Raw genomic sequence first — 25,480 nt, forward strand, 5'->3', positions numbered from 1 at the left:
CCCAGCATGACCGTCCTTTTTTTCACTCCATCACTTAACTTACTTGCCCGCAAACGCCTTAGCGTCGGCCTCGGTAATGGTGGCGTCGCTCATGATGACTAGGCGCTCGACCACGTTGCGCAACTCGCGGATGTTGCCGCGCCAGTCGAGGTTTTGCAGGTAGGTGAGGGCCGCGTCGTCGATTTTCTTGGGCTTGTTGCCGTAGTCCTGGGCAATGTCTTTGAGAAACTTGTCGATGAGCAGGGGCACGTCGTCGCGGCGCTCGTTGAGCGAGGGCACGGGGATGAGGATGACCGAGAGGCGGTGGTAGAGGTCTTCGCGGAAGTTGCGGTCGGCAATTTCCTGGAGCAAATCCTTGTTGGTGGCGGCCAGCACGCGCACGTTCACCGAAATTTCCTTCTCGCCGCCCACGCGGGTAATCTTGCTTTCCTGTAGCGCCCGCAGCACTTTAGCCTGGGCCGAGAGGCTCATATCGCCGATTTCGTCCAGAAACAGGGTGCCACCATCGGCCTGCTCAAACTTGCCGATGCGCTGCTTCACGGCCGAAGTGAACGAGCCCTTCTCGTGACCGAACAGCTCCGACTCAATCAGCTCCGACGGAATGGCGGCGCAGTTGACTTCCACCATGGGGCCGCCGCTACGCTGACTTAGCTCGTGCAGCTGCCGGGCCACCATCTCCTTGCCCGCGCCGTTGGGGCCCGTTATCAGCACCCGCGCATCGGTGGGCGCCACCTTCTCAATGGCCTTGCGCACAGCCTGCAGGCCCGCCGACTCGCCAATCATTTCCGAGCTTTTGGCCAGCTTCTTCTTGAGCGTTTTGTTCTCGGAGGAGAGCTTGGTGGTTTCGGTGGCCAGCTGCACGTGGTCGAGGGCGTTGCGCACCGTCACGAGCAGGCGGTTGAGGTCCGGTGGCTTCTGGATGAAGTCGTAGGCGCCTTTCTTGGTGGCTTCCACGGCCATTTCCACGTTGCCGTGGGCCGAGACCATGATGAAGGTGGAGTGCGGGGCCAGCACGCGGGCGCGCTCCAGCACTTCGAGGCCGTCCATCTTGGGCATCTTCACGTCGCAGAGCACCACGTCGTACTTGTCCTGAATGAGCATGTCGAGGCCCGTGGGGCCGTCGGCGGCTTCATCCACTTTGTAGCTCTCGTATTCAAGTATTTCCTTGAGCGTGTGCCGGATGGCTTTTTCGTCGTCGATAATCAGCAGGCGGGGCATATTTTTTTGAGCTATTAGCTGACAGCTGCTAGCTGTTAGCTTTTGTTGGGTGGAGTAGGAAAGATAGGGTCTTTGAACGGAAGCTGTCAGCTAAGGGCTAAAAGCTAGCAGTCAAATCGAAAAACAAAGAGGCCGCCACAACAACAGTTGCGGCGGCCTCTTTCAGGTGGTGTGATGAGTCTGTAAGCCGGGTTTTGTCCGCCCGCCCGAGGGCAAGCGGCCCCACCATTTATCTAGGCCAGTCGTTGCCGAAAGGCTCCATCAACCTACCCGCCAGCGCCGGACGAGCCGCCCGGTGCCGTCCCCTGGAAGCGGGGCCGACGTGCTGGCTTATTTGGTCTTTCAACCCCTGAGGTTTACCCAGCCGGCTGGTCACCCAGCCGCTGGTGCGCTCTTACCGCACCTTTTCACCCTTACCGGCTGCCCGAAGGCAACGTAGGCGGTATTTTCTGTGGCACTGGCTGTCCTGGTTCGCATTACGCTTGCCAGTCCTTCCCGTTAGGAAGCAGGGTGCTCTGCGTTGCCCGGACTTTCCTCGTCGCGGTTCTTGCGTTCCGCGCCGCGGTGGGGCGACCCATCACGCGGGCAAAGGTAGGTAGGTTTGAATCAAGATTACCACGCTGGCTGCATTGAGCCCCAGAGGGGCGGCATATGGGTAGCAAGAAGAGCCTGATGAAAACCAAAGCCCCAGCGGGGCGACACCAGCCGTTGAAAGATTGGTGTCGCCCCGCTGGGGCTTTATCGAATGTTGGCTGGTTGTTAGCTACCGATATGTCGCCCCGCTGGGGCTTCTGTTCGGCTGCCCCTGTGCTTACTTCACCGCCACCCACTCGTTGTCCTTCGGGAAACTATCCGGCACGAGCGTGGCGCCCAGCTTCATCTGCTGCGCGGCTTTGGTGGTGGGCACGGGCACGGTAACGGTTTTGGTGCCTGACTCCCAGACGGCGATGGTGCGGTGGACTTTCTGGGTGGAGTTGTCGGCGAAGGTGATGGTGAGGTCGACGGGGACGGGCTTGGTGCCTTTGGATTCGACTACTACATCGTAGCCGGTGGCGGTTTTGGTGACCTGGCTGATGGCCAGGTCGGGGTAGCCGCCGTCGAAAAACCAGCGCTGCCAGAACCAGTCGAGGTTGCGGCCGGCTCCGGCGTTCATGGCGTTGAAGAAATCGTGGGGCATGGGATGCTTGCCCTGCCAGTTGCGGATGTAGGTGTGCAGGGCCTTCGTGAACAGCTCGTCGCCGAGCAAATCCTTCACGTAGAGGTAGCCCAGGCCAGGCTTGGGGTAGGAGTTGAGGTAGAAGGCCGTGCCCGTCTGCTGAGTGCTGAGCGTCATAATAGGCATGTCGGCCTCGGTGTCGGCGCCGGCGGCGTAGGGTCCGATGCCGTAGTTGTCGTCGAGTTTGGGGTCGATGATGCCCGAGATGATCCATTCGCCGATGGTGGCCCAGCCCTCATCCATCCAGCCGTACTTGGTTTCGTTGGTTCCCAGGTAGAAGGGGAACATGGTGTGGAAGATTTCGTGGACCGTAAGCGTGATGCCGTCCTCGCGGGTTTCGGTGGGGTTGTCGTTCACCATCATCGGGTACTCCATCTGGTCGAGGCCGTCGAACACGGTTTCGTGGGAGTAGGGGTAGGGCCACTTCGGAAAGGTGTAGCTCATGGCCTGCACCGTCTGGCGGGCGAAATCGACCACTTCAGCGTAGTCCTTGTGCCGGGGGTTGTACACGGCATCCACGCGGGTGCGGCGCTTGGTGGCCGGGTCGACGACCAGGCTGCTGCTCTGCCACACGTAATGGTCGGTGGTGGCAAACACGAAGTCGGTTACGTTCCGGGCCTCGAAATGCCAGGTATTTTCGGGGTTCTTGCCGGCCGTAATGCCGCCCGCCTTCAAATCGGCTTCGGTGATAATGCTGGTAATGGCATCCTGGGTTTCTGCCTGACGCAGGCGCTGGGCGTACTTTTTGGTGAGCACCTGGTCGGCGTTGGTCAGGTCGCCGGTGGCCCATACTACGAAGTTTTTGGGCACGGTGATATCGACCGAGAAGTTGCCGAAGTCGTTGTAGAACTCCTGGGAGCCGAGGTAGGGGTGCCGGTTCCAGCCGTCGATATCGTCGTAGACGGCCACGCGGGGGAAGAAGTAGGCCACGAAATCGGCGTTGGGCTCAACTTGGCCGGTGCGCATGTGCGAGCCGGCGTTCAGCGTGTAGGCGAAGTCCACGCTCATCTGGGCCGTTTGGCCGGGGGCAATAGCCCGGCGGGCGGGCACGACCAGGTTGGTGAAGCTGGGCCGCAAATCGGCCGCCGGCACGGCCTGGCCGTTAAGCGTGAAATTGCTCAGTTGCATACCCTCGCCCACATCCTCCGGGCTCATGCCGCTGGCCCGGGGCGCGCCTTTCTGGTACAGGTTGGGATAGAGCTTAAACCACACCTGCCGCAACGAATCGGGGCTGGCATTGCGGTAGGCAATATCGGCCGTGCCCCGCACTTGCCGCGTGGCCGGATCGAAGCGAACCTTAATAGTATAGTCGGCTGAGTTCTGCCAGTATTTGGGGCCCGGCAGCCCGTTTTCGGCCCGGGTGCCCTTATTGTAAGTGGCCTGAATGGTGCGCGACACCGGCAGCTTTTGGGCCGGCAGCGTCAGGGGTAAGAACAGGAGGGGAGCGGCGAGGAGCGCGGGGAGTTTCATGTGGGCGGGGTGAATTTCCCGCAAAGTAACCACATACTATCCACGGTTGCATTTGTAAGATGCATACATCTTACTCAGATTCCATAGAAATTAAATTTCCGCAAAATTGGATGAGTAAACTTTGGCAGTGAGATATTTCATTGAATACTTCTACTGATTTTTGAAAGTCAAGACGTTCTATATAATCTATAGTAATATAAGATTCATGGTTCTTGTGAGCCATAGTGTTGTTCCTTACTTCCTTGAGAAATATATTATGTCGTTTATATATTAGTTGTAGTTTTATGCGTATCTCTTTTATATCAACTGATATACGATTTTTATTAGCTTCATTGAGGCTATATGACTCAATTAGCTTGTTTGTTTTGCTTCCTGTTACTTCAATTGCATCGTTCAAGAATTCATAACTCAAAGTGCATAAAATCCTTATATAGAAATTTTCTGACCACCTATCTTTAATACTCTTACTTGGGGTAGCTTGAAGCAGATGGTGATATGCTATACTGAAGTCACTTGACTCTATTAGTAAATATCTGTATAAATTGATGGTTTTAATCAAGTTCTCTGGAATTGAAAAATCAGGCCTTGATCTCAAGCTTATTTCGAAGTGCTTAATCCTGTTTATATAGCTATGGAGCATATGAAGCCTATCATCGGTTAGAGTAGAACTTCTCTCAATTAGCTTTTTGTTTTTATTGTTGGCTATTGTTTTTTGTGTGTATAATTTGATGTGCTGGATAATTAGATAGACAAATCTCATATTCTAAATTTAGTAATGGCTGAAGTAAGAGCGACTATTGTTGTAGCCTAATTGTTGTAGCAGTTAGGCTACAACAATAGTCGCTCTTACTTCAGCCGTACCAGCGTGGCGCCGTAGCCGAACTTCTCCTTCATCGAATCCTCGAAGAATTTGATGTCGCGGTTGCGGCTTAGCAGCTTGTGCAGCTCCTTGCGCAGCGTGCCGTTGCCCGAGCCGTGGATGTAGACGATTTCGTGCATGTTGGTGGCCAGCGCCCGGCTCAGCGTATCCTCGAAAGCTTCGAGCTGGAGCTTGAGGATGGCCGAGTTGCTCAGGCCCTCGGTGCCGCCTTCGGGCTGCAGGGCCTCCAGGTGCAGATCCACTTCGTGGGGCGGGGCTACCAGGGCTTTGGCCGGCTCGGGCGCGGGGGCCACGGCGGCGGGCTTGGTGGGGGCGTTGCCGGTCAGCTGGGCCTTCAGCTTATCGGCCAATTGCTGCTTGTCGTTGCCTTGTGGCTTGTTGCCGGCCTGCGGCTTTGCGGCCGCGGGTGCGTCGGTTGGCTGCTCGGTTTCGGCGGCGGGCAGGGCTACCGGAACGGCGGGCTTCTCGTCGAGCTGGAACAGGTAGGCCTCGCGCTGGAGCACCGGCACGTTGGGCTGGCGGCTGGTATAGAAGCTGGCCGCCTTGAACTGCTGCCGCTTGTTTATCAGCTCGAACGCGGTAGGGCTGTTGAACTGAAACGGCAGCAGCTGCACCAGTAGCGCCGGCCACTGGTCGAAATCCTTGAGGTGCCAGTGCCCCAGCGCCTCACTGGCCGATTTGGCCTCCAGCGTCCCGGCCTTCAGGGCCCGGTACTGCCCGCCGGCCTTTTCCTCGCCCAGCGTAAAGAGCACGGTGCGGTCGGTGTGGTTGACCAGGTGCAGCGCCAGCAGCTCGGGCGACTGGTGCGTGAGGGCCAGGTAAACGCCCTTCTGCACCGGCGCCGCCTGGGCTTTGTCGGCCTTGAGCGGGGCCGGACTTTCGCCCTTGGCGGCCGGTTTAGCCCCCGACGCATCGGTTGCAATGCCCGCTTTTTTGGCGGCCTTGGCGGCTATATCAGCCCCGCTGGCGGCGGCTTTCTTCTCGGAGGCCACCGAGGCAGCGCTCTTGCCGAAGGCCTTGGTTTCTTCGGCCGCTACTATCACAATCTCGCGGCGCGACACCGGAATGGTGAAATCGTTATCAATGGCTACTTCTACCAGCTCGTCGCTGAGCAGGCGGGTGATGATGCCTTCTTCGCGCCCGGTCAGCAGGCGTACTCGGTCTCCAATATTCATAAATCACAGATGTTGCAGATGGGGCAGATAGCGCAGATTCGTTCTGGCGTTCTGGCTGAGGCTTCTTGCAGGAAGGGGTAAAGGTCGGTATTTGCTTACGCAAATTGTGCTGAAACGATGGAGGTACGAAAACGGCTGTCATCCTGAACAGCGCGAAGGACCTGCGTAGAAGCTGACATCAACAATAGTTCTGCTCAGGTCCTCTGCAAGCTCAGGATGACAGGCAGAATTACTCAGGCCCTCAATAATACAAGCCGTGCGCCTTAAAGCCGTGGCGCGGGTTCCATTCGAGGGCGGGAGCGGGTAAATGGAAGATGCTGAGGGCGTAAAGTGCTTTTTTGAGCACCTTGTTGCGGGTTGGGATGCGGCGCAAATCCACATCGAGGCTGAGGTAGAACTGGCGGTAGGAGCGCAGGCCCAGCGCGGCGTTGGCATCGGGGTCGTTGAACACCATCTGCTGGGCGCCGTAGCCCAGGGCTGGCTGCAGCCAGCGGGGCCAGCGGCTGGTGGCGGGCAGAAATGCGCCCACATCGGTGGCAAGCCAGTAAGTCTGGCCGTTGTAGTCTTTGAGGAACTGCTCGCCCAGGCTGCGGCCCAGCACGTTGGGGCGCAGGCCGGCGTATGGGGTGCGGTGAAACGAAAGCTTGGGCATGATGCGCACTTCGTTCCAGGCCAGCTGCTGGCCAATCAGGCCGGCCGAGCCCAGGAAGTTGGCCGCCAGGTCGGTGGCCGAAGCGCCGTAGGCCGGGTCGCGGCCATCGAACAGCTCGATGGGGCTTTGTAGCAGAAAGCCCACGAAGCCGCCGTACCAGGTGGCCCGGCGGTCGGGCACTCCCGCCCAACGCAGCATGTCCACCGCGCCGCGGCTTTCGTGGAAGGCCCCCCACAAGTGCCCGGCCTTGTCGAGCTGCTTCCACTCGGGCAAATCGTTGAACCAATGAAACCGGCTCCGCTCGCCCGTGTACCAGCCCTCGCTCAGCAAATACATCAACGACGAATACGACACGACCAGCCCCCCGGCCAGCAGCGGCAGCCGCTGGTTGAGCCGCGACGGTGAGGCTGGCTGCAGGCTGTCGGGCAGGGCGGGGGGCTGGCTGCGAATGGCTGCCGACGGGGCAGGGGCTTCGGGCGTGGCCAGGGGTACCTGCGCCGCTGCCCGCTCAGCCAGCGGTGGCAGCAAACCCAGCAAGCCGGCGAGTAAGAAAGATCGAAAGCCCGGAAACGAGGAAAGCACGAGTAGCAGAAAAATTCTGTTAAATCTACAAGAAATGCGGCTATTGACTTGGCGGACAACCTGGCGCGGATGTATATTTAATGCTCCTTTGCAGCGTATAGTCGACATTGCTTGGAAAATACGGCTAATACAGCATTGGTTTTCGATCTGGTTTCCCAAAACGTTCAATCTGCTTTTCTTATGAGAATACTTCGACTTTTTCTGGTGCTGCTGGCTTTCGGGGCCGCCCGGCCCGATTCGTGGGCGCAGGTAGTTACTGCGGAGCCCGCCTCGTTCACGGCCGCGCAGGCCGTTACGCTCACCTTTGATGCCACCCAGGGCAATGCAGCACTAGCCAATTTCAGCGGCGACGTGTACGTGCACACCGGCGTCATCACCAACCTGAGCACCAGCCCCTCCGACTGGAAGCACGTGAAGTTCCAGAACTTCAACGCCCCCGACCCCTCCATCAAGCTCACGCGCAGCGCCACCAACCCCAACCGCTACACCATTGCCCTCACGCCCAGTGTGCGGGCCTGGTACAACGTGCCAGCCAACGAGCAGATTCTGCGCCTGGCCATGGTGTTTCGCAACGCCACCGGCTCGGTGGTGGGCCGCGCTACCGGCGGCGGCGACATTTTCGTGGACGTGGCCCAGAACGATTTCGATCTGCGCTTCACCCAGCCCGCCGGCCCCGGTCCGTTTGTGCTGCCGCTGAACTCGCCCACCGCCGTGGCCGGCACCTCGGCCGTGACCGCCAACCTGACGTTGCTGCTCAACGGCACCCCGGTAACCACGGCCGCCAACGCCACCAGCATCAGCGCAAACATCACGCTCACGCAGGCCGGCACCAACACGCTGCGTCTCACGGCCACCAAGGGCGCCGCCTCGGCCGCCACCGAGCTGACGCTGCAAACCCGCGAAGCCGTAACGGTGGCCCCGCTGCCCGCCGGCGCCAACCGCAACGGCGTGACCTACCTCAACAACGGCACCTCGGCCATCTTCAGCCTGACGGCGCCTGGCAAGAACTTCGTGCACGTTATCGGCGAGTTCAACAACTGGACGGCCGCCACGGCCGGCTATATGAAGCGCACGCCGGGCGCCGATGGCCAGCCCGACAACTCGGTGAACGGCCGCTGGTGGATGCAGGTCGATGGCCTGACGCCCGGCCAGGAGTACGCCTACCAGTACCTCGTGGATGGCCGGCTGAAAATTGCCGACCCCTACACCGAAAAAATCCTTGACCCCAACGACGACCGTTTCATTCCGGCTGCCACCTACCCCAACCTGAAGGCCTACCCGGCCGGCCAGAGCGGCAACGTGTCGGTGCTGCAAAGCAATGCCCCCGGCTACACGTTCCAGAACACCAATTTCCAGCGCCCTAAGAAGGAGGATATGGTGGTGTACGAGCTGCTGGTGCGCGACTTTCTGGCCAAGCACGATTACAAAACCCTCACCGACACGCTGGCCTACCTGCAGCGCCTAGGCGTAAACGTGATTGAGCTGATGCCCGTCAACGAGTTTGAGGGCAACGAAAGCTGGGGCTACAACACGTCGTTTTACTTCGCCCCCGACAAGTATTACGGCCCCAAAAACGACCTCAAGCGCTTCATCGACGAGTGCCACAAGCGCGGCATCGCCGTAGTGCTCGACATGGTCCTCAACCAGTCGTTCGGCCAGAGCCCGATGGTGCAGCTGTACTTTGATCCTGCTACTGATACCAAGGTTGGCAAACCTGCTGTTAACAACCCTTGGTTTAACCCGGATGCCACGCACCCCTACAATGTGGGCTACGATTTCAACCACGAAAGCCCGTTTACCCGCTACTTCAGCAAGCAGGTGATTGAGTTCTGGCTGAAGAATTACAACATCGATGGCTACCGCTTCGACCTGAGCAAGGGCTTCACCCAGAAAGTGTCTGATCTGCCGAACCTGGATAACGACCAAAAAGTAGCTTTGTGGAACCAGTACGACCAGTCGCGGGTGGACATCTGGAAGGATTACCACGATTTCCAGGTGAGCGTTGATGCCTCTTCGTATGCCATTCTGGAGCACTTGGGTGGCAACGAGGAAGAAAAAGTGCTGGCCGATATGGGCCTGCTGCTGTGGGGCAAGATGACCGACGCCTACAACGAGGCCACGATGGGCTACCACGACGGCGGCAAATCAAACTTAAGCGGCGGCTACTACAAGCAGCGCGGCTGGAGCCAGCCCAACTTGGTAACCTACATGGAAAGCCACGACGAGGAGCGGCTGATGTACAAGAACCTCACGTTCGGCAACTCGTCGGGCTCATACTCGGTGAAAAACCTGCCCACCGCCCTCAAGCGCCAGGAAATGGCCGCCGCGTTTTTCTTCACCGTGCCCGGCCCGAAAATGATCTGGCAGTTTGGCGAAGTCGGCTACGACAAGTCCATCTTCAGCTGCCCCGATGGCAGCGTGCCCCTGCCTTACAAGGACAACGACCAGTGCAAACTGGGCAACAAGCCCGTACTCTGGAACTACTATCAGGAAGCTGACCGGCGCCACCTCTACGACGTGTACCGCAGCCTGATTGCCCTGAAAGTGCAGGAACCCGCTTTCGAAAACCCCGCCACGTTCACCCAAAACCTGAACGGCGCGGTGAAAACCCTGCAGCTCACCGACCCGCGCCTCGACGTAACCATCGTGGGCAACTTCGATGTGACGACGGCCACTGTGGCACCCAACTTCCAGGGTGCCGGCATCTGGTACAACTACCTGACGGGCGAAACCCTGACCGTAACCGATCCGGCGGCCACGCTCACGCTGGCGCCCGGCCAGTATGCGGTGTACACCTCGCGCAAAATTGCAGTGCCGGCCGGTACGGTGCTCGGCACCCGCCGCGCCAGCGCCGCCGTGCTCCGGTTTACGGCCCAGCCCAACCCGGCCGGCGCCACGGCCCAGCTCCGCTACGAGCTGCCCCAGGCCGCCACAGTGCAGGTTACGGTGACGAACCTGCTCGGCGCCACGGTGCAAACCCTGCCCCCCACCCGCCAGGCGGCCGGCGCGCAGATGCGCGAGCTTCCCCTGCAGAATCTGGCCAACGGCGTGTACCTGGTCCGCCTGAACGCCGGCGCCCATCAGCAGTCCATCCGGCTGGTAGTTAATAAATAGAGCGGCAAGCTACAAGCCACAAGCGGCAAGCTGACCGGCTGTCATCCTCCATCTAGCGCCCGCAAAGCGAAGGACCCTATCACGCAAAAACGATTCGTTGTTACGGTCGTTCTTACGGGATAAGGTCCTTCGCTTTGCGGGCGCTAGATGGAGGATGACAGCCGGTCAGCTTGCCGCTTGTGGCTTGTAGCTTGCCGCTCTATTTCATTTCCTGCTCGTGGAAGGCCACGAGGTCGTCGATGGGGGAGCGGATGATTTTGCCGACTTCCATGCCGTACTGTTTGGCTACCTGGGCCAGGGCGTCGCGGAAGTTGTAGCCCACCGAACCGATGCAGTTGAAGGTGTAGTCCTGGTAGTTGGGGTAGTGGCGAACGATGTTCTCGAAGAACGTTTCGAAGCCCTGCACCACGATTTCGCGGCAGTAGCTGATATTGTTGTGGTCGTAGGTGAACTTGGCGAAGCTGGCCAGGAAGCGGTTGGGCAGCGGCTGGTTGTAGAGCCGGTCGAGAATATCGTCGCGGGTGAGCTTGAACTCCTCCTGGAAGATTTCCTGCAGGCCCTCGGGCAGCAGCCCGCGCAGGTAGTCGCGCAGCAGGCGCTTGCCAATAAATGAGCCCGAACCCTCGTCGCCCAGAAAGTAACCCAGCGAGTCGACGTTGTGAATAATTTTCTGCCCGTCGTAGAGGCAGGAGTTGGTGCCGGTGCCCAGGATGGCGCCGAAACCGGGCTTACGGCCCAGCAGAGCGCGGGCCGCAGCCAGCAAATCGTGGTCGACGCTGACGGTGGCGTTCGGGAACGTCTGGCGCATGGCGGCGGCCAGCACCTCGGCCTTGGCCGCCGACGATACGCCGGCCCCGTAGTAGTACACCTCGGTTACCTCGGCGCGCGGTAGGTTGTCGGGCAGGTTATGGTCGAGCGAATCGGCCACGGCGGCCGTCTTCATGAAGTCGGGGTTGTAGCCCTCGGTATTGAAGTACACGCGGCTGCCGTCCTTATCGAGCTGGCACCAGCTGCTCTTAGTCGAGCCACCATCGGCAATTAGAATCATCGGGAAACTGGAAAAGGTGAAAAAACGTGGACTGAAATAGGGGCTGCTGCCGTCGTTGCCCACAAGCTAAGCACGGAAAAGTTTCCGGGAGAAAAAACAAATATGGCCAAGTCCTGCCGGTTACTTATGCCAGCTGCCAAACTCTTAAAGCAGTAAAAGGCAATAGAAAATTTTGACTGTGATTAAGTGACTGATTGACAGAGGCTAATGAAGTAAAAATTTTGATTGGAAATAACTTTATATTGTAATATAAAGTAGTAATTTTAGGAGAGAAAGGCGAGTGAGTAACGGCTTACTCTCTGTCTTTCATCACTTTCATTTCACCCATTTTCTTCTTCATTTTTATGAAAAAACAGTTTACTCTCGCGGCCCTCGGGCTGCTGACGGCCGGTGTTTTCTCGGCCCAGGCCCAAACCCTCGACGGCAAAGTGCAGCCGGCTGAAGGCTACGTTAAAATCGGTGAGTATAAGAGCGCCGTTCGCGGCTTTGGCGACCATGGCCTGGCGGCATTGTACGCCAAAACCACTGCCACCAAAGTATATATTGCATTGGTTGGAGCGGTGGAAACGAGTGGCAACTCGCTTCAGATTTATATGAACCTGCCCAACAAAACGGGGGTGGCTTCCGGCACCAAGCTCCCCACCAGCAGCCTCACCGGCACCTCCTTCGAGAAGGCCGCCCCCACCATGGAAATGGAGGTTGACTACGCTTTCGGGGCAAAAGCCGGAGCGACCAATTCGGCTACCAGCATTATCGACTATACCAGTGTTACGGCTGGCAAAGCGAAAGACCAACTGACGGGCGACCTGCCTATCGATGGAACCGCTATTACCGTTACGGCAGGTGTTACCGGCGGCCTTGCCAAAACCCGGATGGCCTTCCTGAACAAAAATACTCTTACGGCCCACACGGGCATCGAGGGCTGGGAGATTGAACTGGATAAAGCAGACCTGGGTATTACCAGTGGAGCAGTTATTCAGCTGTTTGCTGCCCAGAACAATGGTGATGGCGGCTACTTCTCGTCCGATGTAATTCCGGAGGTAACGGGCAATACAGCCCCGCAAACGTTGCCAATCGGGACCAATAAAGAAGGCAACTTCGCCCTCGACCCCAATTTTGCCACGCTGCCCGGTGTTCAGTTCATCAACTACGCGGCCGTTGTAACTGCCAGCCAGTCGGCCGTAGCCAGAGCCCTCAAGTTTGGCGTGTACCCTAACCCCACGGCAGGTCAGGCTAAAGTATCCTACGTGGTATCCGGCCAGCAGGAAGTAAGCGTGAACGTATTTAACGCTCTCGGCCAGCGGGTACGCTCGGTTGCTTCGGGCCGTCAGAGCGGTGTGCAGGAGTATTCCTTCGGCGACCTGGCTTCGGGTGCCTACTTCGTGAAGCTGCAGGTGGGTGACCAGAACACCAGCCAGAAGCTGATTGTGCAGTAGGCAGATTCATCTTCAGCAAAATCTGTCGGCTGAGATTTTTGATTACCGCTAAAAAAAAGAGCCTTCTGCTGCCAGCAGAAGGCTCTTTTTTTCCTCACGCGCTTCGTAAGGTGAGTGTGAATCGATAATACCTGCCAACTTACTGGCACAAAAAAGCCGTTCCAGTTGATGGAACGGCTCTTTGTAAACGAAAAAGATACTCAGCCGACTACTTTTTTATCAGTGTGAAAGTAGGCTTGGGCTTGGAGTTCAAGTTAAGCGTCACCTCGTAGGTGCCGGCTTCCGTCAGCGAGAGGTTCGGCGGATTAGGCGTTGGCTCTGCGTTGTAAGCTAGCTGGCGGCCTTCTGGCTTGGAGGCATCACCTGCGCCACCGTCGCCAAGGTTAACTGTCCAGGCACCGTTCGAGCGGAACTTGAACTCGTTGGAACCGGCAGCAGTAGTCAGCTTCACCACGGCCTTGTAGGTACGGGTGCAGAAATCGTAATTCAGAGGCGTATCAGCGTCCCAGCCTTTAGGCGTGGCCGAGCCAATAATGGCCCAGGTATCGGCCGGAGCAGTCTGGGCCTGGTAAGGGGAGGCCTGGATGGCCAGTGCGTTGGAGTAAACGGGGTCTACGCTCTCACTGATCGTAGCCTTCAGGCGAACATCGAGGGGCGTGGGCTTGGGAGTCGAAATGTTGCAGTCGATGGCGTTGTACACGCCATTCAGCTCCGCTCCGGTAAAGGTCTTCTTCAAATCAGCCCCGAGCGGGAACTCCTGGGCGTTGGCAAAGTTGGTACCAGCCGGGGCCAGTTGCAACACGTATTTCACGCCAGCCGGAAAACCGTAGTCGCCCGCCGAGGCCGTGTACGTAACGGCTGTTGCGTTGGCAGTAGCAGGAGCCAGGCTGGCAGTGGTAGCCGAAGCAGTCAGCTGCGGGGTAGTGCTCATCTTGAGCGTGACCTTGGTCTCGTCTTTTTCACAAGACGTCATCGTCAGGGTCAGACCGGCCAGGGCCAACCACCCCAAAGACAAGCGGGTAATTAAAGAGCTCATGAGGAAATGGAGAAAACGGTGAGAAAATGACCATTTAGAAGCCGGCTCTTACATACAAAAGCCGGCTCCTAAATGGTTCGGCTATTAATAGCCCTCGTTCTGTTTCAGGTTCTGATTGACCGCCAGATCGGCCGCCGGAATCGGGTACAGGCGGCGGAAATCTTCCACGGCCCGGCCCGATGCTACCCCACCTTTCCAGGGCCACAGGTAAGCGTTGGTTGTAAAGCGGCCGTACCGGATAAGGTCGGTGCGACGATGACCTTCCCAGTGAAGTTCCCGGCCGCGCTCATCGAGCAGGAAAGTAGGCTCCTTCAGTACTTGGCTCGTAACGTCGGCTACGGCGCTGGGCGTGCTGGTGGGCAGTCCGAACGCCCGGCGACGAATCTGGTTGACGTAGCCCAAGGCCAGGTTGGCGTCGCCGGCACCACCACGGGTAACAGCCTCAGCGTAAATAAGCATCATCTCGGCCACCCGAATCATGGGGAAGTCGACGCTTGAGAAGTTCTGCGAGCCGCCCAGTGCATCGCCTTTGGAGTTGACGTTGCGGAATTTGAGCACGCCCAGCCCTTGGTTGAACTGGCCCAGATCGTTGATTTGCAACGTCTGGCCTTCGGTCCAGAAGCGGCCGCGACGGTCGAGTGCGGTGTCGGGGAACAGCTTGAAGAAGGCGCTGGTAGTGCGCAGGCCCTGCCAGCCGGTGGTCTGGCCCACCTTGCGCTGCCAGGCCGCCGACGAGCCGGTCGAGCCGTTGACCAGGAAAGTGGTGCCGCCGTAGCTCTGAGTCGTGTTTACATCGAATACGACTGGCCAGATCACTTCATTGCGGGCCGCCGACGTGTTGTTGTCGCCCAGAAACACGCTGCCGTAGGCAGAGGCTACCTTGCCGGGTGCGGCCTCGGTGAGCTTGTAGCCGGCATCGATTACGCGCTTGGCCTGAATGGCGGCGTCGTTGTAGCGGGCGGTACCCGTGTAAACCTGGGCGTTGAGGTAGAGACGGGCCAGCATGCCCCAGGCCGCCGCCTTGTCTACGCGGCCGTACTCGTTTGTGCGGGCATCAGCAAAGTTGGCGTCTTCGCCCAGTTCCATCAGCTCCTTTTCCACGAAGGTGAAGTACTGGCTGCGGGTGTAGTAGGGCGGCTGGAAAAAGCCTACCGGGTCGCTTTCGGTAACGAATGGGCCGTTGCCGTACAGGTCCATGGCGTGCATGTAGGCCACGGCCCGCAGGAAACGGGCCTCCGCCCGGTACTTGCGCACTGTAGCCGCTTCATCGGCACTCAGGCGCTTACCCAACTTGTCGTCGGTTGACTCCCGAAGGAATTCGTTGCAAATGGATACTTCGTAAAAAATGCGGCTGTAAAGTCCCCGCGTGAGGGAGTTGGCTGCCGACCAGTTCATGTTGTGCCAGTCCTGCACGCCGGGGTCGTTCCAGGCTACTACAGCCTCATCAGTGGAGAGTTCCTGCGCGCTCCAGTACTGGCGGATGTAGTCGGAAGTTCCTTCATCGATACCCCCAATATCTTCTTTACCAGCGGGGCCCTGCTGGCCGGTAGTGGCAAAGCCGGCGTAAAGCTTGGCCAATACTTGGCGGTAGCCCTGCGCGTTGGCATACACTTTATCAGGCGTCAGCTCGAAGCGGGGCTCCTGGTCCAGGTCTTTGGTGCAGGAGGTGCTACCCGCTGCCAGGGCCAGACCGGCCGAAGCCATGAGCAGCCCGCGAATGATAGATTTTTGCATGGGTGGGAAAATTAGATGCCGAGGTTAAGACCGAATGTGAACGTGCGGGCCCGGGGGTAGAAATTGTTGTCGATACCGCTCGCAATTTCCGGGTCGATGCCGTCGTACTTCGTAATCAGGAACGCATTCTGAACTGCTGCACTCAGGCGAAGGTTCGCCTTGTCGTTGAACAACTTACCCACATTGTAACCGAGGGTAATGTTTTCGCAACGCAGGAAGGAGGCGTTCTGCAGGTAGTAGTCCGACAGCAGTTGCTGGCTGGTAAAACCGGTGTTGTAAATATCGCGCGGAATGTTCTGCACGAAGCCCGTGGAGCCCTTGGCGTTGGCGAAGTTGGCCAGGTTGGCAGCCACACCGTTGTACACGTAGTTGCCTACGTTGCCGCGGAAGAGCGTGCTCAGGCTCACCTTCCGGTAGCTAACCGACGGCGTGAAGCCCAGGGTCAGGCGCGGCGCAGACTGCTTATAGCGGTAAAAGTCGGTGGCATTGGGCGTTACCATACCATTGCCGTCGATGTCTACGAACACGCCCTGCAATGGCCGGCCGTTAGCATCGTATACCTGCTGCTGAGCATAGAAGGAGTTCGAAGGGAAACCAACAGTCTGAATCTGAATGGTGTTGCCCGTGCCGCCCGGAATGCCGCCTACCTGGTAGCCGGTGAAGCCCTCCGTTTGCGGGCCGAGGCTCGTGATTTCGTTCTTGTTGTAGGCCAGGTTGAAGTTCAGGTCCACGTTCCAGTCCTGCGAGCGAACTGCTGCCCCATTGATCAGGAACTCAACACCGCGGTTACGCAGCGAGCCTACATTGGCGTTGAGCCGGTTGGTGAGGTTACCACCGGCCGCTACATTTACGTTGGCCAGCAGGTCGGTGGATTTACGCTCGTACACCTCGATGGCACCCGAGATGCGGTTGTCGAGGAAGCCGTAGTCTAGGCCCACGTTCCAAGTGGTTGTATTCTCCCAGCGCAGGTCGCGGTTGTAGCCCGATGAGCGGTAAGTAACAATGCCCTGGCCACCGAGCTGGTACTGGGCGGCTGCATCGCCGAGCACGTAGCGGGGCAGGTAGTCGTACACGCCTCCAATATCCTGCTGGCCGGTGCGGCCATAACTGGCGCGCAGCTTCAGCTCCGAGATGGTGTTGTTGTTGGCCAGGAAATCCTCGCCCTTCAGGCGCCAGCCCAGCCCCACGGCCGGGAACCAGCCGCTACGGTTGCCGGGAGCAAAGCGCGACGTGTTATCGTTCCGGACGGTGGCCGTCAGCAGGTAGCGGTCCTTCACGTTAAGCGTAGCCCGGCTGAAGTACGAAAGCAACACCAGCTTGGAGTAATAGCCCGGCACGGTCAGCTTGTCTTCAGGGTTGAAGAGCGTATTCTGGTCGAAACGGTAAGCCAGGAAGTTGTCGCCTTTATTAACGAAGCTCTGGTACGAGTAGCCGCCCTGGATATCGAAGCGGGTGCCGCCGAACTGCTTGCCGTAGGCCAAGTAGGCCTCCAGCAGCTGCATATTCTTGCGCTGGTTGAACTGCTTGTAGCGGCCATTCAGGCCAGGGGTGCCCAACTCCTTGGCGTTGAAGTTGCCGAAGTCGGTGGGCTGGTTGGTGGTGGCTCCCTCGCCCTTCGACACATCGGTGCCCAGGTTGAGGTTAGCCCGCAGGCCCTCCACCATCGGCAGGCTATAGTCGAGCTGCACGTTACCGATGAAGCGGTCGACGGTGCTCACGTTGTTGGTGTTGCGCAGCGAGGCTACCGGGTTGCCGGGAGCCAGACCCAGGGGCGTACCGTTGGGCTGCAGGAACTGAAAATACCCCCCGTAAAGGCCATACTGGTCGCCGGTGCCGAATACGGGCTGCGTAGGATCGAAGAGTACGGCGCTGCCTACCTGGCCGTCGTCGATGAAGCGGTTATCAACCCGCGTGCCCTTCGCATTTACATTCACTTTCAACCGGTCGTTGAGCAGTACCGGCGAGAGGCTGATGGAGCCGGAATTGCGCTTCAGGTTGTTGGTGATGACGATACCATCCTGATACAGATTGCCGTAAGAAACCCGGAAGGGCAGCTTGCCCACCGAGCCGGTCAGGCTGATGTTGTTGTCGTAGGTGGCGGCCGTACGGAAAATTTCCTTCTGCCAGTTGGTGTTGGCCGTGCCCAGGGCAGCTATCTGCCGGGCCGAGCCATTGGCATTCACAATGTCGCGCAACTCGCCGGCGTTCAGTACGTCGTACTCCTTAAAGCGCTGCGATACGGAAGTCTGCGACGACAGGTTTACGGTCAGTTTCTCGCCTGATAATCCCTTCTTCGTCGTTACCAGAATAACGCCATTGGAGGCCCGGTTGCCATAAATGGCGGTAGACGAGGCATCCTTGAGTACCGTTACCGACTCAATGTCGTTGGGGTTGATGAGCGTGAGCGGGTTGCTGGCACCCGAAATACCGTCCTTATCTACGGGCACCCCGTCGATAACGTACAACGGGTCGTTGTTGGCATTGAGCGAGGAGTTACCCCGGATGCGCACGGTAGCGGCCGCGCCCGGAGCTCCGCCAACTGTCGTGATGCTGACGCCGGCAATCTTGCCCTGCACCAGTTGCTCGGGGTTGGTTACCTGGCCCTTTACAAAATCCTTTTCCGTGATGGCCGTTACGGCGCCGGTTACGTCCTGCTTACGCTGGGTGCCGTAACCCACTACCACTGCCTCATTGAGCAGGGTGGTGTTTTCCGACAGCGTTAGGGTAGGTACCGCCGTGTTCTGGCCCGCCGTTACGTTAATGGTCTGGCGCTGGGTGGTGAAGCTCACAAACGAAATAATCAGCGTCTGTGGCCCGGCCGGAGCGTTCTGAATCAGGAACGTGCCATCACCATTGGTCGAGCCGCCCAGGGAAGTGCCCTCAAGCAGCACCGTTACGCCGGGCAGGCCCTGGCCCTTCTCGTCGAGCACCCGGCCGCTAACCGTACCAATTCCTTGCGCGTAAGCACTGCTGATGCCCGCGCCCGCGCACAGGAGCGGCAGCACCATTTTCGCCAGATAAGGGTTTTTCATGGGAAAAATATTAGGGGGTTGAGATGGATTTTCCGCTCTCATGCGGAGTGGGAATTTGCGGACGGCGGCCAGTTATCAACCAGCGACAGAAGCAGATGTTGCTATGCGTTGCCAAGCTGCTACAGGTTGGATACAGGACTGCCGAAAGGCGCAGAAACAGCGCAAGGTAAGCCTCACCTGAGCATAAAACTAAGCTCCGAAGTACCCAAAACGGTTTAGTTATAATTGCATTATGAGGCATCCGCCTCCTTAAGCAACGAGACGACTGTGCCTGAAACACGCCGCCTGCTCCCTGGAATCGACCTGCAAATCAGCCCGGTTGCCTGCGAAAGTGCCATGAATCAGCTTGTTCAGAAAGGTGCATCCGGGGTTACAGTCGACCAAATTGGTGGTAAAAACTAATACTCTATTGCCTGAAGCCGATTCAGTGGGCTTTTGAATTGGTGAATAAAGGCTCAAAGAAGTCGGAATACGCAAAAAAAGCGGCTATTTAGTGTAATTCATACAGGGTAACGATGCTGAATTGATAAATCGAAGCCATTTTGGCTATAGGTGAGAGGCTATTCGAAGGGTGTGAATGCGACTGTATGGCAAATGGAGGAAAAGTTTAAGTCAATAGGGTGGTAATAGTGTCCTGGCTGGGAGCCTGATTTTCATTCCTTTTATTTGCACATAACCCAGTCGTTTGTACCCGTTCAGCTACTGGCGCCTGGCAGTGCCCAAGAAGCTGCCAGTGGGTTAAGCCAACGAGTAATGGTGAGAGCTTACTCACCTGCCTTGGTACCATTGTAATGGTGTGCGCTCAGCCGAAATTCCCGGAAAAATGCAGGTTGCTAAAATGCCCTGAAACCGGGTGCCAGGCCTTCGTACTTCCGGGGCGTACACTGCTTCGCTCGATGAGCAGATTCGGGCGTAGTTTGCAGCTTGTCTGTTCTTCTATCTAGCCGTTTGGGTTATGTTCCGTCCGCTACTTTTCATGGTGATGCTGCTATCGGCCTTCTCAGCAATGGCCCAGACCACTGTGCGCGTAACCGCCGTGCCGGCTGCCACGCCCGCCGCCGATAAGCTGTACCTGGCCGGCTCGTTCAACGGCTGGACGCCCGGCAGCCCGGCCTACGCGCTGGTCCGGCAGCCCGATGGCTCCTACGAACTCCTCTTGCCCGCCTCACTTACCGGTCCGGTAGAGTTCAAATTCACCCGCGGCTCCTGGGCCAGCGTCGAAACTGATGCAGCAGGCCAGGATGTAGCCAACCGGCGCCAGACGTTGAGCGGCGCGCCGGTAACGCTCAACCTGACGGTAGCCGGCTGGAAGGATCTGAGCGGTACGGGACCAGTAACCTGCCAGAGCACCGCCCTGCAGCCCAATGTGCGCGTTATCAGCGAAACCTTCGCCATGCCGCAGCTGGGCCGTACCCGCCGCATCTGGGTGTATTTGCCCAACGACTACGCCATGGCTCCCGGCAAGCGCTACCCCGTGCTCTATATGCACGACGGCCAGAACGTATTCGATGCCTGCACCAGCTTTTCGGGCGAGTGGGGCGTGGATGAAACCCTGAGCCAGCTGCAGGCCCAGGGCCTCGATGCCACCGGCAGCATTGTGGTAGCGGTAGACAACGGCGGCTCCGAGCGCCTGAACGAGCTGTCGCCCTGGAATAACCCGCAATACGGCGGCGGGCAGGGCGATAAGTATGTCGATTTCATGGTCCAGACGCTTAAGCCCTATATCGACGCCAACTACCGCACCCTCACGGGCCGCGAGTTTACGGGCGTGGCCGGCAGCAGCATGGGCGGACTGATTTCGACCTACGCGGCCCTGAAATACCCGCTGGTTTACGGCCGGGTGGGCGTGTTCTCGCCGGCTTTCTGGTTTGCCGAGCAGCCGCTGTTCACCTACCTCCGCCAGCACCCGCCGCGGCCCGATACCCGATTCTACTTCGTGGCCGGCGCCACCGAAAGCGCCACCATGGCCCCGCTGATGCGCGCCGTGCACGATTCGCTAGCCAAAGCTGGCGTGCCGGCCGCCAACCTAAGCTACCGTGCAGTGCCCGACGGCCAGCACGCCGAATGGTTCTGGAAGCGCGAGTTTGCGGCAGCCTACCAGTGGCTGATCCAACCGGCCGTGGTGACCAGCAACAGTAAACCTATGGCTGGGCTGGCATTCAGCGCCTACCCCAACCCAACCCGTAACCGCCTCACGCTGCTGCTGCCCGCCGAAGTGCGGGGCAGCGCCCGGCTGGAAATTGTGGATGTGCAAGGCCGGATAGTACGCCGCGAGAAGCTGAAATCGGGAGCGGTGCTTGATGTGAGCGAGTTGGCCGCCGGCGTGTATCAGTTGCACCTGACGGCCGGCGCACTCCAGGGCCGGCAGGCGCTGGTGAAGGAGTAGCTGAGTTACCAGTGACAAGAACGTCATTCATCGCTCTACTCAGAATGACGTTCTTGTCACTGACAGCTAACAACTGAACGCTATCAACTGAAAAAATTCGGGCTTTTACTTGCGGCGGCGCCAACCGTTGGTAGCTTTGCAATGTTCAACGCCCCAAATCCTGTTTTGGCAATGACTGTTTCGATGATGATGCAAGCCTGGTGGTGGCCCTACGGAAATTCCGGACGGGACAACCTGTGCGTGCGTTAGACTCGAACCTGCTTCTTCGCAACCGCTCCAGATGTAACCCGGCCGCCCGCCGGGTTTTTTTGTGCCCGGCGCTGGCTTTTCCTCTGCTCACCGCAACCAGCCCGCCCATGCAATCCTACGCTCTCACCACCCGTTTCCAGCGCATTCTGGCCGATACCGTCACGCCGGTGGGCCTCTACCTGCGCCTGCGCGACCGGTACGACAACTGCCTGCTGCTCGAAAGCTCCGACTACCACGGCCAGCAAAACGCCTTCAGCTACCTCGCTTTCGACCCGCTGGCGCGCTTCGAGCTGCGGGGCCGCGAGCTCACGCTGCGCCTGCCCGGCGACGTGGTGGAAACCGAAACGCTGGCCGCGCCGCGCCAGGCGCTGGGGCGGCTCCAGGAGTTTACCGCCGCTTTCCAGACCGAGGACACGGGCCACGACTTTATTACCGGCGGGCTATTCGGCTACCTGGGCTACGAGGCGGTGCAGGCCTTTGAAGACCTCACGCTCAACCCCGAAAAGCAGCCCGCCGGTAGCATTCCGGATATGCTCTACGGTACGTACCGGCACGTTATTGCCATCAACCATTTCCGCAACGAGCTGTACGTGTTCGAGCACACGCTGGCAGGGGAGGAGGTGGACGAGGACGGCCTGACGCGGCTCATCAATCTGATTCGCAACCCCTCGCTGCCCGATTTCAAGTTCAAAACCGAGGGGCCGGAGCAGACCAACCAAACCGACGAGCAGTTCCTGGAAGTGCTGGCCACCGGTCAGCGGCACTGCCATTTGGGCGACGTGTTTCAGATTGTGCTTTCCCGGCGCTTCGAGCAGGGCTTTTCGGGCGACGAGTTCAACGTGTACCGGGCCCTGCGCTCCATCAACCCCTCGCCCTACCTGTTTTACTTTGATTACGGGGCCTTCAAGATTTTCGGCTCCTCGCCCGAGGCCCAGGTGCGCATTCAGGGCCGCGAGGCCAGTTTGTTCCCGATTGCCGGTACGTTCCGGCGCACCGGCAACGACCTGCGGGATGCCGAGCTGGCCCGGCAGCTGGCCGACGACCCCAAGGAAAACGCCGAGCACGTGATGCTGGTGGACCTGGCCCGCAACGACCTGGCCCGCCACGGCGACGCGGTGGAGGTGAAAACCTTCCGCGAAATTCAGTTCTACTCGCACGTTATTCACCTGGTAAGCGAAGTGCGGGCCCAACTCGCCGAGGGCACCAACTCGCTGCAGGTGGTGGCCGATACCTTCCCAGCCGGTACGCTCTCGGGGGCGCCCAAGCACCGCGCCATGCAGCTGATTGACCAGCTCGAACCCACCGCCCGCGGCTACTACGGCGGCGCCATTGGCCACCTGGGCTTCAACGGCGACTTCAACCACGCCATCATGATTCGCTCCTTCCTGAGCACCGGCGGCCGCCTCTATTTCCAGGCCGGCGCGGGCGTGGTAGCCGCCTCCGACACCCATTCCGAACTCCAGGAAGTTCACCACAAACTGGCCGCCCTGCGCAAGGCGCTGGCTGAGGCCGAGCAGGTATAAATGGGCTATCAGTTGTTGGTTGTCAGTTGTCAGGCACTTCCGTCGCCTCATCTCAGCTAATAATCTAACAACTGACAACCAACAACTGACAACTAATGAACATTCTCGTTCTCGACAACTACGATTCCTTCACCTACAACCTCGTGCAGGTGCTGCGCGAGCTGGGCCACCGCGACAACGTGCGCGTGATTCGCAACGACCAGCTGACGTTGGATGAGGTGGAGGATTACGACGCGGTGCTGCTGTCGCCCGGACCGGGGCTGCCCGCCGGTGCCGGGCTGATGCCCGAAATAATCCGGCGTTACGCGCCTACCAAGCGGGTGCTGGGTGTGTGCCTGGGCCACCAGGGCCTGGCCGAAAGCTTCGGCGGCGAGCTGTACAACATGCCCCAGGTGCTGCACGGCCTCGCTACTGAGGCCCGTCTGACGGTTCCCGACCGCCTGTTCGACGAGCTGCCGCAGACTTTTAAAGTGGGCCGCTACCACTCCTGGAGCGTGCGGCCCGAGTCGGTGCCGGCCGCGCTGGAAGTAACGGCCGTGGATGAGCACGGCCAGGTACTGGCCTTTCGCCACCGCGAGTACGACGTGCGCGGCGTGCAGTTCCACCCCGAGTCCATCCTCACCGAACACGGCCCCCAGATGCTGGCCAACTGGCTGAAGTGATTTGTCGGGTAGAATAACTGTCATCCTGAGCTTGCGAAGGACCTTGTCACATAGCCACGACTCATTCAGACGTGATAAGGTCCTTCGCAAGCTCAGGATGACAGGAGGAAAAAATCAGCGAAATCAATACAATCAGCGCGAATCAGTGATTATGAGGCATATTCTTGCTCAACTTTTCGACCAGCAGCTGCTCACGCACGCCGAGGCCCACGAGGCCATGCTGCGCATCGGGCAGGGCGAAGCCAACGCCGCCGAAATGGCCGCTTTCATGAGCGTGTACCGGATGCGGCCGATTTCGGTGCCCGAGCTGGCCGGCTTCCGCGACGCGCTGCTGAGCCTCAGCCGCGACCCGGAGCTGGGCACGCGCGACACCATCGACATCGTGGGTACCGGCGGCGACGGCAAGGACACGCTCAACATCAGCACGCTGGCCTGTTTCGTGGTGGCGGGGGCGGGCTACCAGGTCACCAAGCACGGCAATATCGGCGTGTCGTCGGTGTGCGGCTCGTCGGATGTACTGCGCGAGCTGGGCGTGAACCTGGCGGCCGACAATGACCAGTTGAAGCGGCAGCTGGAGCGGGCCGGCATTTGCGTGCTGCACGCGCCGGCCTTCCACCCGGCCATGCGCCACGCCGGGCCGGTGCGCCGCGAGCTGGGCGTGCGCACGTTCTTTAATATTCTGGGGCCGCTCGTGAACCCGGTGCGACCGAAGTTCCAAGTGGCCGGCACGTTCAGCCTGGAGCTGCTGCGCCTCTACCACTACCTGCTCCAGCAAACCGATGCCCGCTACACCGTGGTGCACGCCCTCGACGGCTACGACGAACTCTCGCTGACCGGAGCAGCCAAGCTGGCCACGCCCGCCGGCGAGCGGCTGGCCACCGCCGCCGACCTGGGCCTGCCCGCCACCCGCCCCGCCGAGCTGGCCGGCGGCCGCACCGCCGCCGAGTCGGCCCGCCTGTTTATTGACGTGCTCGAAGGCCGCGCCACCCGCCCCCAGCGCGACGTGGTAACGGCCAATGCCGCCCTGGCCATTAGCTGCCGCGAGCCCGAATTCAGCTTCGCCGAAGCCCTGGCCGCCGCCCGCGAATCCCTGGATTCGGGCCGGGCGCGTCAGGCTTTGAAGCTGTTAGTTTCGGCTTAGCTGCAAGCTGCAAGCCTCAAGCGGCAAGTTTGAAAAGCCCGCATGGACTTACCTCCACATTCTTTCAATTCTCACTACCCCTCAATCAGCCAAGACTTGCAGCTTGTAGCTTGCGGCTTGCAGCTTCCCAACATGACCATCCTCGATAAAATAATTGCCCATAAGCGCCGCGAAGTGGCCGAGCGCCAGAGTCTGGTGCCGCTCAAGAAGCTGGAGCAGAGCCTGTACATGGAGGCCAGGCCGCTGAGTTTGCGCCACTACCTGCTGCGCGACGACTTGAGCGGCATCATTGCCGAGTTCAAGCGCAAGTCGCCCAGCAAAGGCGTGATTAACGCCTACGCGCCGGTCGAGCGCACCACGCTGGGCTACATGCAGGCGGGGGCCTCGGCCCTGTCGGTGCTCACGGATACCGAGTTTTTCGGCGGGAAAAACGAGGACCTGACCACGGCCCGGCGCTACAATTTCTGCCCCATTCTGCGCAAGGATTTCGTGGTGGAGGAGTACCAGATAATCGAGGCCAAAAGCATCGGGGCCGATGCCGTGCTGCTGATTGCGGCCGTGCTGAGCGGTGAGCAGGTGCTGCGCCTGGGCCGGCTGGCCAAAAGCCTGGGAATGGAAGTGCTGCTCGAAATCCACAACGAAGCCGAGCTGACCGACACGCTGCATCCCGACGCCGTGAGCCTGGTGGGCGTGAACAACCGTAACCTGCACGATTTCGCCGTGAGCCTCGACACCTCGGGCGAGTTGGCCCGCCAGATTCCCGACGAGTACGTGAAGGTGACGGAAAGCGGCCTGAACTCGGCCGCTGACATTAAAAACCTGCGCGAGGTGGGCTATCGGGGCTTTCTGATGGGGGAGGCCTTTATGCGCCACGCCCGGCCCGAGCAGGCCTGCGCCGCGCTAGTGCAGCAGCTGTAGGGGTATGG

15 protein-coding genes and 1 other RNA gene are annotated in these 25,480 nt (G+C 59.3%); 7 read left to right on the forward strand and 9 right to left on the reverse strand.

The window, feature by feature from the left end; translation table 11 throughout:
• Window positions 1-39 precede the first annotated feature (39 nt).
• The 5 genes from BMY67_RS06070 to BMY67_RS06090 form a co-directional block, all read right to left on the reverse strand.
• The gene (locus BMY67_RS06070; protein WP_092769394.1) at window positions 40-1,218 is read right to left on the reverse strand and encodes a sigma-54-dependent transcriptional regulator; all 1,179 of its coding nucleotides are present in this window, start codon (window positions 1,216-1,218) and stop codon (window positions 40-42) included.
• A gap of 167 nt (window positions 1,219-1,385) precedes the next feature.
• An RNA gene (gene rnpB, locus BMY67_RS06075) (RNase P RNA component class A) lies at window positions 1,386-1,799 on the reverse strand.
• Window positions 1,800-2,029: 230 nt separating this feature from the next.
• A complete protein-coding gene (locus tag BMY67_RS06080; RefSeq protein ID WP_092769396.1) occupies window positions 2,030-3,904 on the reverse strand; it encodes a M1 family metallopeptidase in 1,875 nt (624 codons plus the stop codon).
• Window positions 3,905-4,750: 846 nt separating this feature from the next.
• Window positions 4,751-5,959 (reverse strand): Smr/MutS family protein, encoded by a 1,209-nt coding sequence (locus BMY67_RS06085; protein ID WP_092769398.1) that lies wholly within the window; start codon window positions 5,957-5,959, stop codon window positions 4,751-4,753.
• 241 nt (window positions 5,960-6,200) lie between these two features.
• The gene (locus BMY67_RS06090) at window positions 6,201-7,139 is read right to left on the reverse strand and encodes a YfiM family protein (protein ID WP_245744906.1); all 939 of its coding nucleotides are present in this window, start codon (window positions 7,137-7,139) and stop codon (window positions 6,201-6,203) included.
• Between the two features lie 234 nt (window positions 7,140-7,373).
• Between BMY67_RS06090 and BMY67_RS06095 the strand changes: the two genes are divergently transcribed.
• Window positions 7,374-10,307: an alpha-amylase family glycosyl hydrolase gene (locus BMY67_RS06095; RefSeq protein ID WP_245744907.1), complete on the forward strand. Its 2,934-nt coding sequence runs from the start codon at window positions 7,374-7,376 to the stop codon at window positions 10,305-10,307.
• Window positions 10,308-10,506: 199 nt separating this feature from the next.
• Here BMY67_RS06095 and BMY67_RS06100 read toward each other — a convergent pair whose 3' ends face one another.
• Window positions 10,507-11,355 carry an N-acetylglucosamine kinase gene (locus BMY67_RS06100; RefSeq protein ID WP_092769652.1) on the reverse strand — a complete coding sequence of 283 codons (849 nt, stop codon included), beginning with the start codon at window positions 11,353-11,355 and terminating at the stop codon, window positions 10,507-10,509.
• A gap of 344 nt (window positions 11,356-11,699) precedes the next feature.
• Here BMY67_RS06100 and BMY67_RS06105 point away from each other — a divergent pair, with 344 nt between their 5' ends.
• Window positions 11,700-12,791, forward strand: coding sequence for a T9SS type A sorting domain-containing protein (locus tag BMY67_RS06105; RefSeq protein WP_092769400.1), 1,092 nt, complete (start codon window positions 11,700-11,702; stop codon window positions 12,789-12,791).
• A gap of 208 nt (window positions 12,792-12,999) precedes the next feature.
• Here BMY67_RS06105 and BMY67_RS06110 read toward each other — a convergent pair whose 3' ends face one another.
• The 3 genes from BMY67_RS06110 to BMY67_RS06120 all read right to left on the reverse strand — a co-directional run bounded on the left by BMY67_RS06110 (window position 13,000) and on the right by BMY67_RS06120 (window position 18,593).
• Window positions 13,000-13,827, reverse strand: coding sequence for a SusE domain-containing protein (locus BMY67_RS06110; RefSeq protein ID WP_092769403.1), 828 nt, complete (start codon window positions 13,825-13,827; stop codon window positions 13,000-13,002).
• An 84-nt stretch (window positions 13,828-13,911) separates the two neighbouring features.
• Entirely contained in the window at window positions 13,912-15,561 is a 1,650-nt protein-coding gene (locus BMY67_RS06115) for a RagB/SusD family nutrient uptake outer membrane protein (RefSeq protein ID WP_092769405.1), read from the reverse strand.
• An 11-nt stretch (window positions 15,562-15,572) separates the two neighbouring features.
• Window positions 15,573-18,593: a SusC/RagA family TonB-linked outer membrane protein gene (locus tag BMY67_RS06120; protein WP_092769407.1), complete on the reverse strand. Its 3,021-nt coding sequence runs from the start codon at window positions 18,591-18,593 to the stop codon at window positions 15,573-15,575.
• Between the two features lie 955 nt (window positions 18,594-19,548).
• Between BMY67_RS06120 and BMY67_RS06125 the strand changes: the two genes are divergently transcribed.
• The 5 genes from BMY67_RS06125 to trpC all read left to right on the forward strand — a co-directional run bounded on the left by BMY67_RS06125 (window position 19,549) and on the right by trpC (window position 25,472).
• The gene (locus tag BMY67_RS06125) at window positions 19,549-20,979 is read left to right on the forward strand and encodes an alpha/beta hydrolase-fold protein (RefSeq protein ID WP_092769409.1); all 1,431 of its coding nucleotides are present in this window, start codon (window positions 19,549-19,551) and stop codon (window positions 20,977-20,979) included.
• 356 nt (window positions 20,980-21,335) lie between these two features.
• Window positions 21,336-22,751, forward strand: a complete 1,416-nt coding sequence (locus BMY67_RS06130; RefSeq protein ID WP_092769411.1) for an anthranilate synthase component I family protein — start codon at window positions 21,336-21,338, stop codon at window positions 22,749-22,751.
• 95 nt (window positions 22,752-22,846) lie between these two features.
• Window positions 22,847-23,413 (forward strand): anthranilate synthase component II, encoded by a 567-nt coding sequence (locus tag BMY67_RS06135; protein WP_092769413.1) that lies wholly within the window; start codon window positions 22,847-22,849, stop codon window positions 23,411-23,413.
• 151 nt (window positions 23,414-23,564) lie between these two features.
• Window positions 23,565-24,554 (forward strand): anthranilate phosphoribosyltransferase, encoded by a 990-nt coding sequence (gene trpD, locus BMY67_RS06140; RefSeq protein WP_092769415.1) that lies wholly within the window; start codon window positions 23,565-23,567, stop codon window positions 24,552-24,554.
• 132 nt (window positions 24,555-24,686) lie between these two features.
• The gene (gene trpC, locus BMY67_RS06145) at window positions 24,687-25,472 is read left to right on the forward strand and encodes an indole-3-glycerol phosphate synthase TrpC (RefSeq protein WP_092769417.1); all 786 of its coding nucleotides are present in this window, start codon (window positions 24,687-24,689) and stop codon (window positions 25,470-25,472) included.
• Window positions 25,473-25,480 lie beyond the last annotated feature (8 nt).

Source organism: Hymenobacter actinosclerus, assembly GCF_900111515.1.
GTDB lineage: Bacteria > Bacteroidota > Bacteroidia > Cytophagales > Hymenobacteraceae > Hymenobacter > Hymenobacter actinosclerus.

Excerpts from the sequence above, each read along its gene's own strand:
- trpD (WP_092769415.1), top strand. The coding sequence starts at position 23,565 with ATGAGGCATATTCTTGCTCAACTTTTCGACCAGCAGCTGCTCACGCAC.
- BMY67_RS06080 (WP_092769396.1), bottom strand. The coding sequence starts at position 3,904 with ATGAAACTCCCCGCGCTCCTCGCCGCTCCCCTCCTGTTCTTACCCCTG.
- BMY67_RS06110 (WP_092769403.1), bottom strand. The coding sequence starts at position 13,827 with ATGAGCTCTTTAATTACCCGCTTGTCTTTGGGGTGGTTGGCCCTGGCC.
- BMY67_RS06070 (WP_092769394.1), bottom strand. The coding sequence starts at position 1,218 with ATGCCCCGCCTGCTGATTATCGACGACGAAAAAGCCATCCGGCACACG.
- trpC (WP_092769417.1), top strand. The coding sequence starts at position 24,687 with ATGACCATCCTCGATAAAATAATTGCCCATAAGCGCCGCGAAGTGGCC.
- BMY67_RS06135 (WP_092769413.1), top strand. The coding sequence starts at position 22,847 with ATGAACATTCTCGTTCTCGACAACTACGATTCCTTCACCTACAACCTC.
- BMY67_RS06095 (WP_245744907.1), top strand. The coding sequence starts at position 7,374 with ATGAGAATACTTCGACTTTTTCTGGTGCTGCTGGCTTTCGGGGCCGCC.
- BMY67_RS06125 (WP_092769409.1), top strand. The coding sequence starts at position 19,549 with ATGTTCCGTCCGCTACTTTTCATGGTGATGCTGCTATCGGCCTTCTCA.
- BMY67_RS06130 (WP_092769411.1), top strand. The coding sequence starts at position 21,336 with ATGCAATCCTACGCTCTCACCACCCGTTTCCAGCGCATTCTGGCCGAT.
- BMY67_RS06115 (WP_092769405.1), bottom strand. The coding sequence starts at position 15,561 with ATGCAAAAATCTATCATTCGCGGGCTGCTCATGGCTTCGGCCGGTCTG.
- BMY67_RS06105 (WP_092769400.1), top strand. The coding sequence starts at position 11,700 with ATGAAAAAACAGTTTACTCTCGCGGCCCTCGGGCTGCTGACGGCCGGT.
- BMY67_RS06085 (WP_092769398.1), bottom strand. The coding sequence starts at position 5,959 with ATGAATATTGGAGACCGAGTACGCCTGCTGACCGGGCGCGAAGAAGGC.
- BMY67_RS06120 (WP_092769407.1), bottom strand. The coding sequence starts at position 18,593 with ATGAAAAACCCTTATCTGGCGAAAATGGTGCTGCCGCTCCTGTGCGCG.
- BMY67_RS06100 (WP_092769652.1), bottom strand. The coding sequence starts at position 11,355 with ATGATTCTAATTGCCGATGGTGGCTCGACTAAGAGCAGCTGGTGCCAG.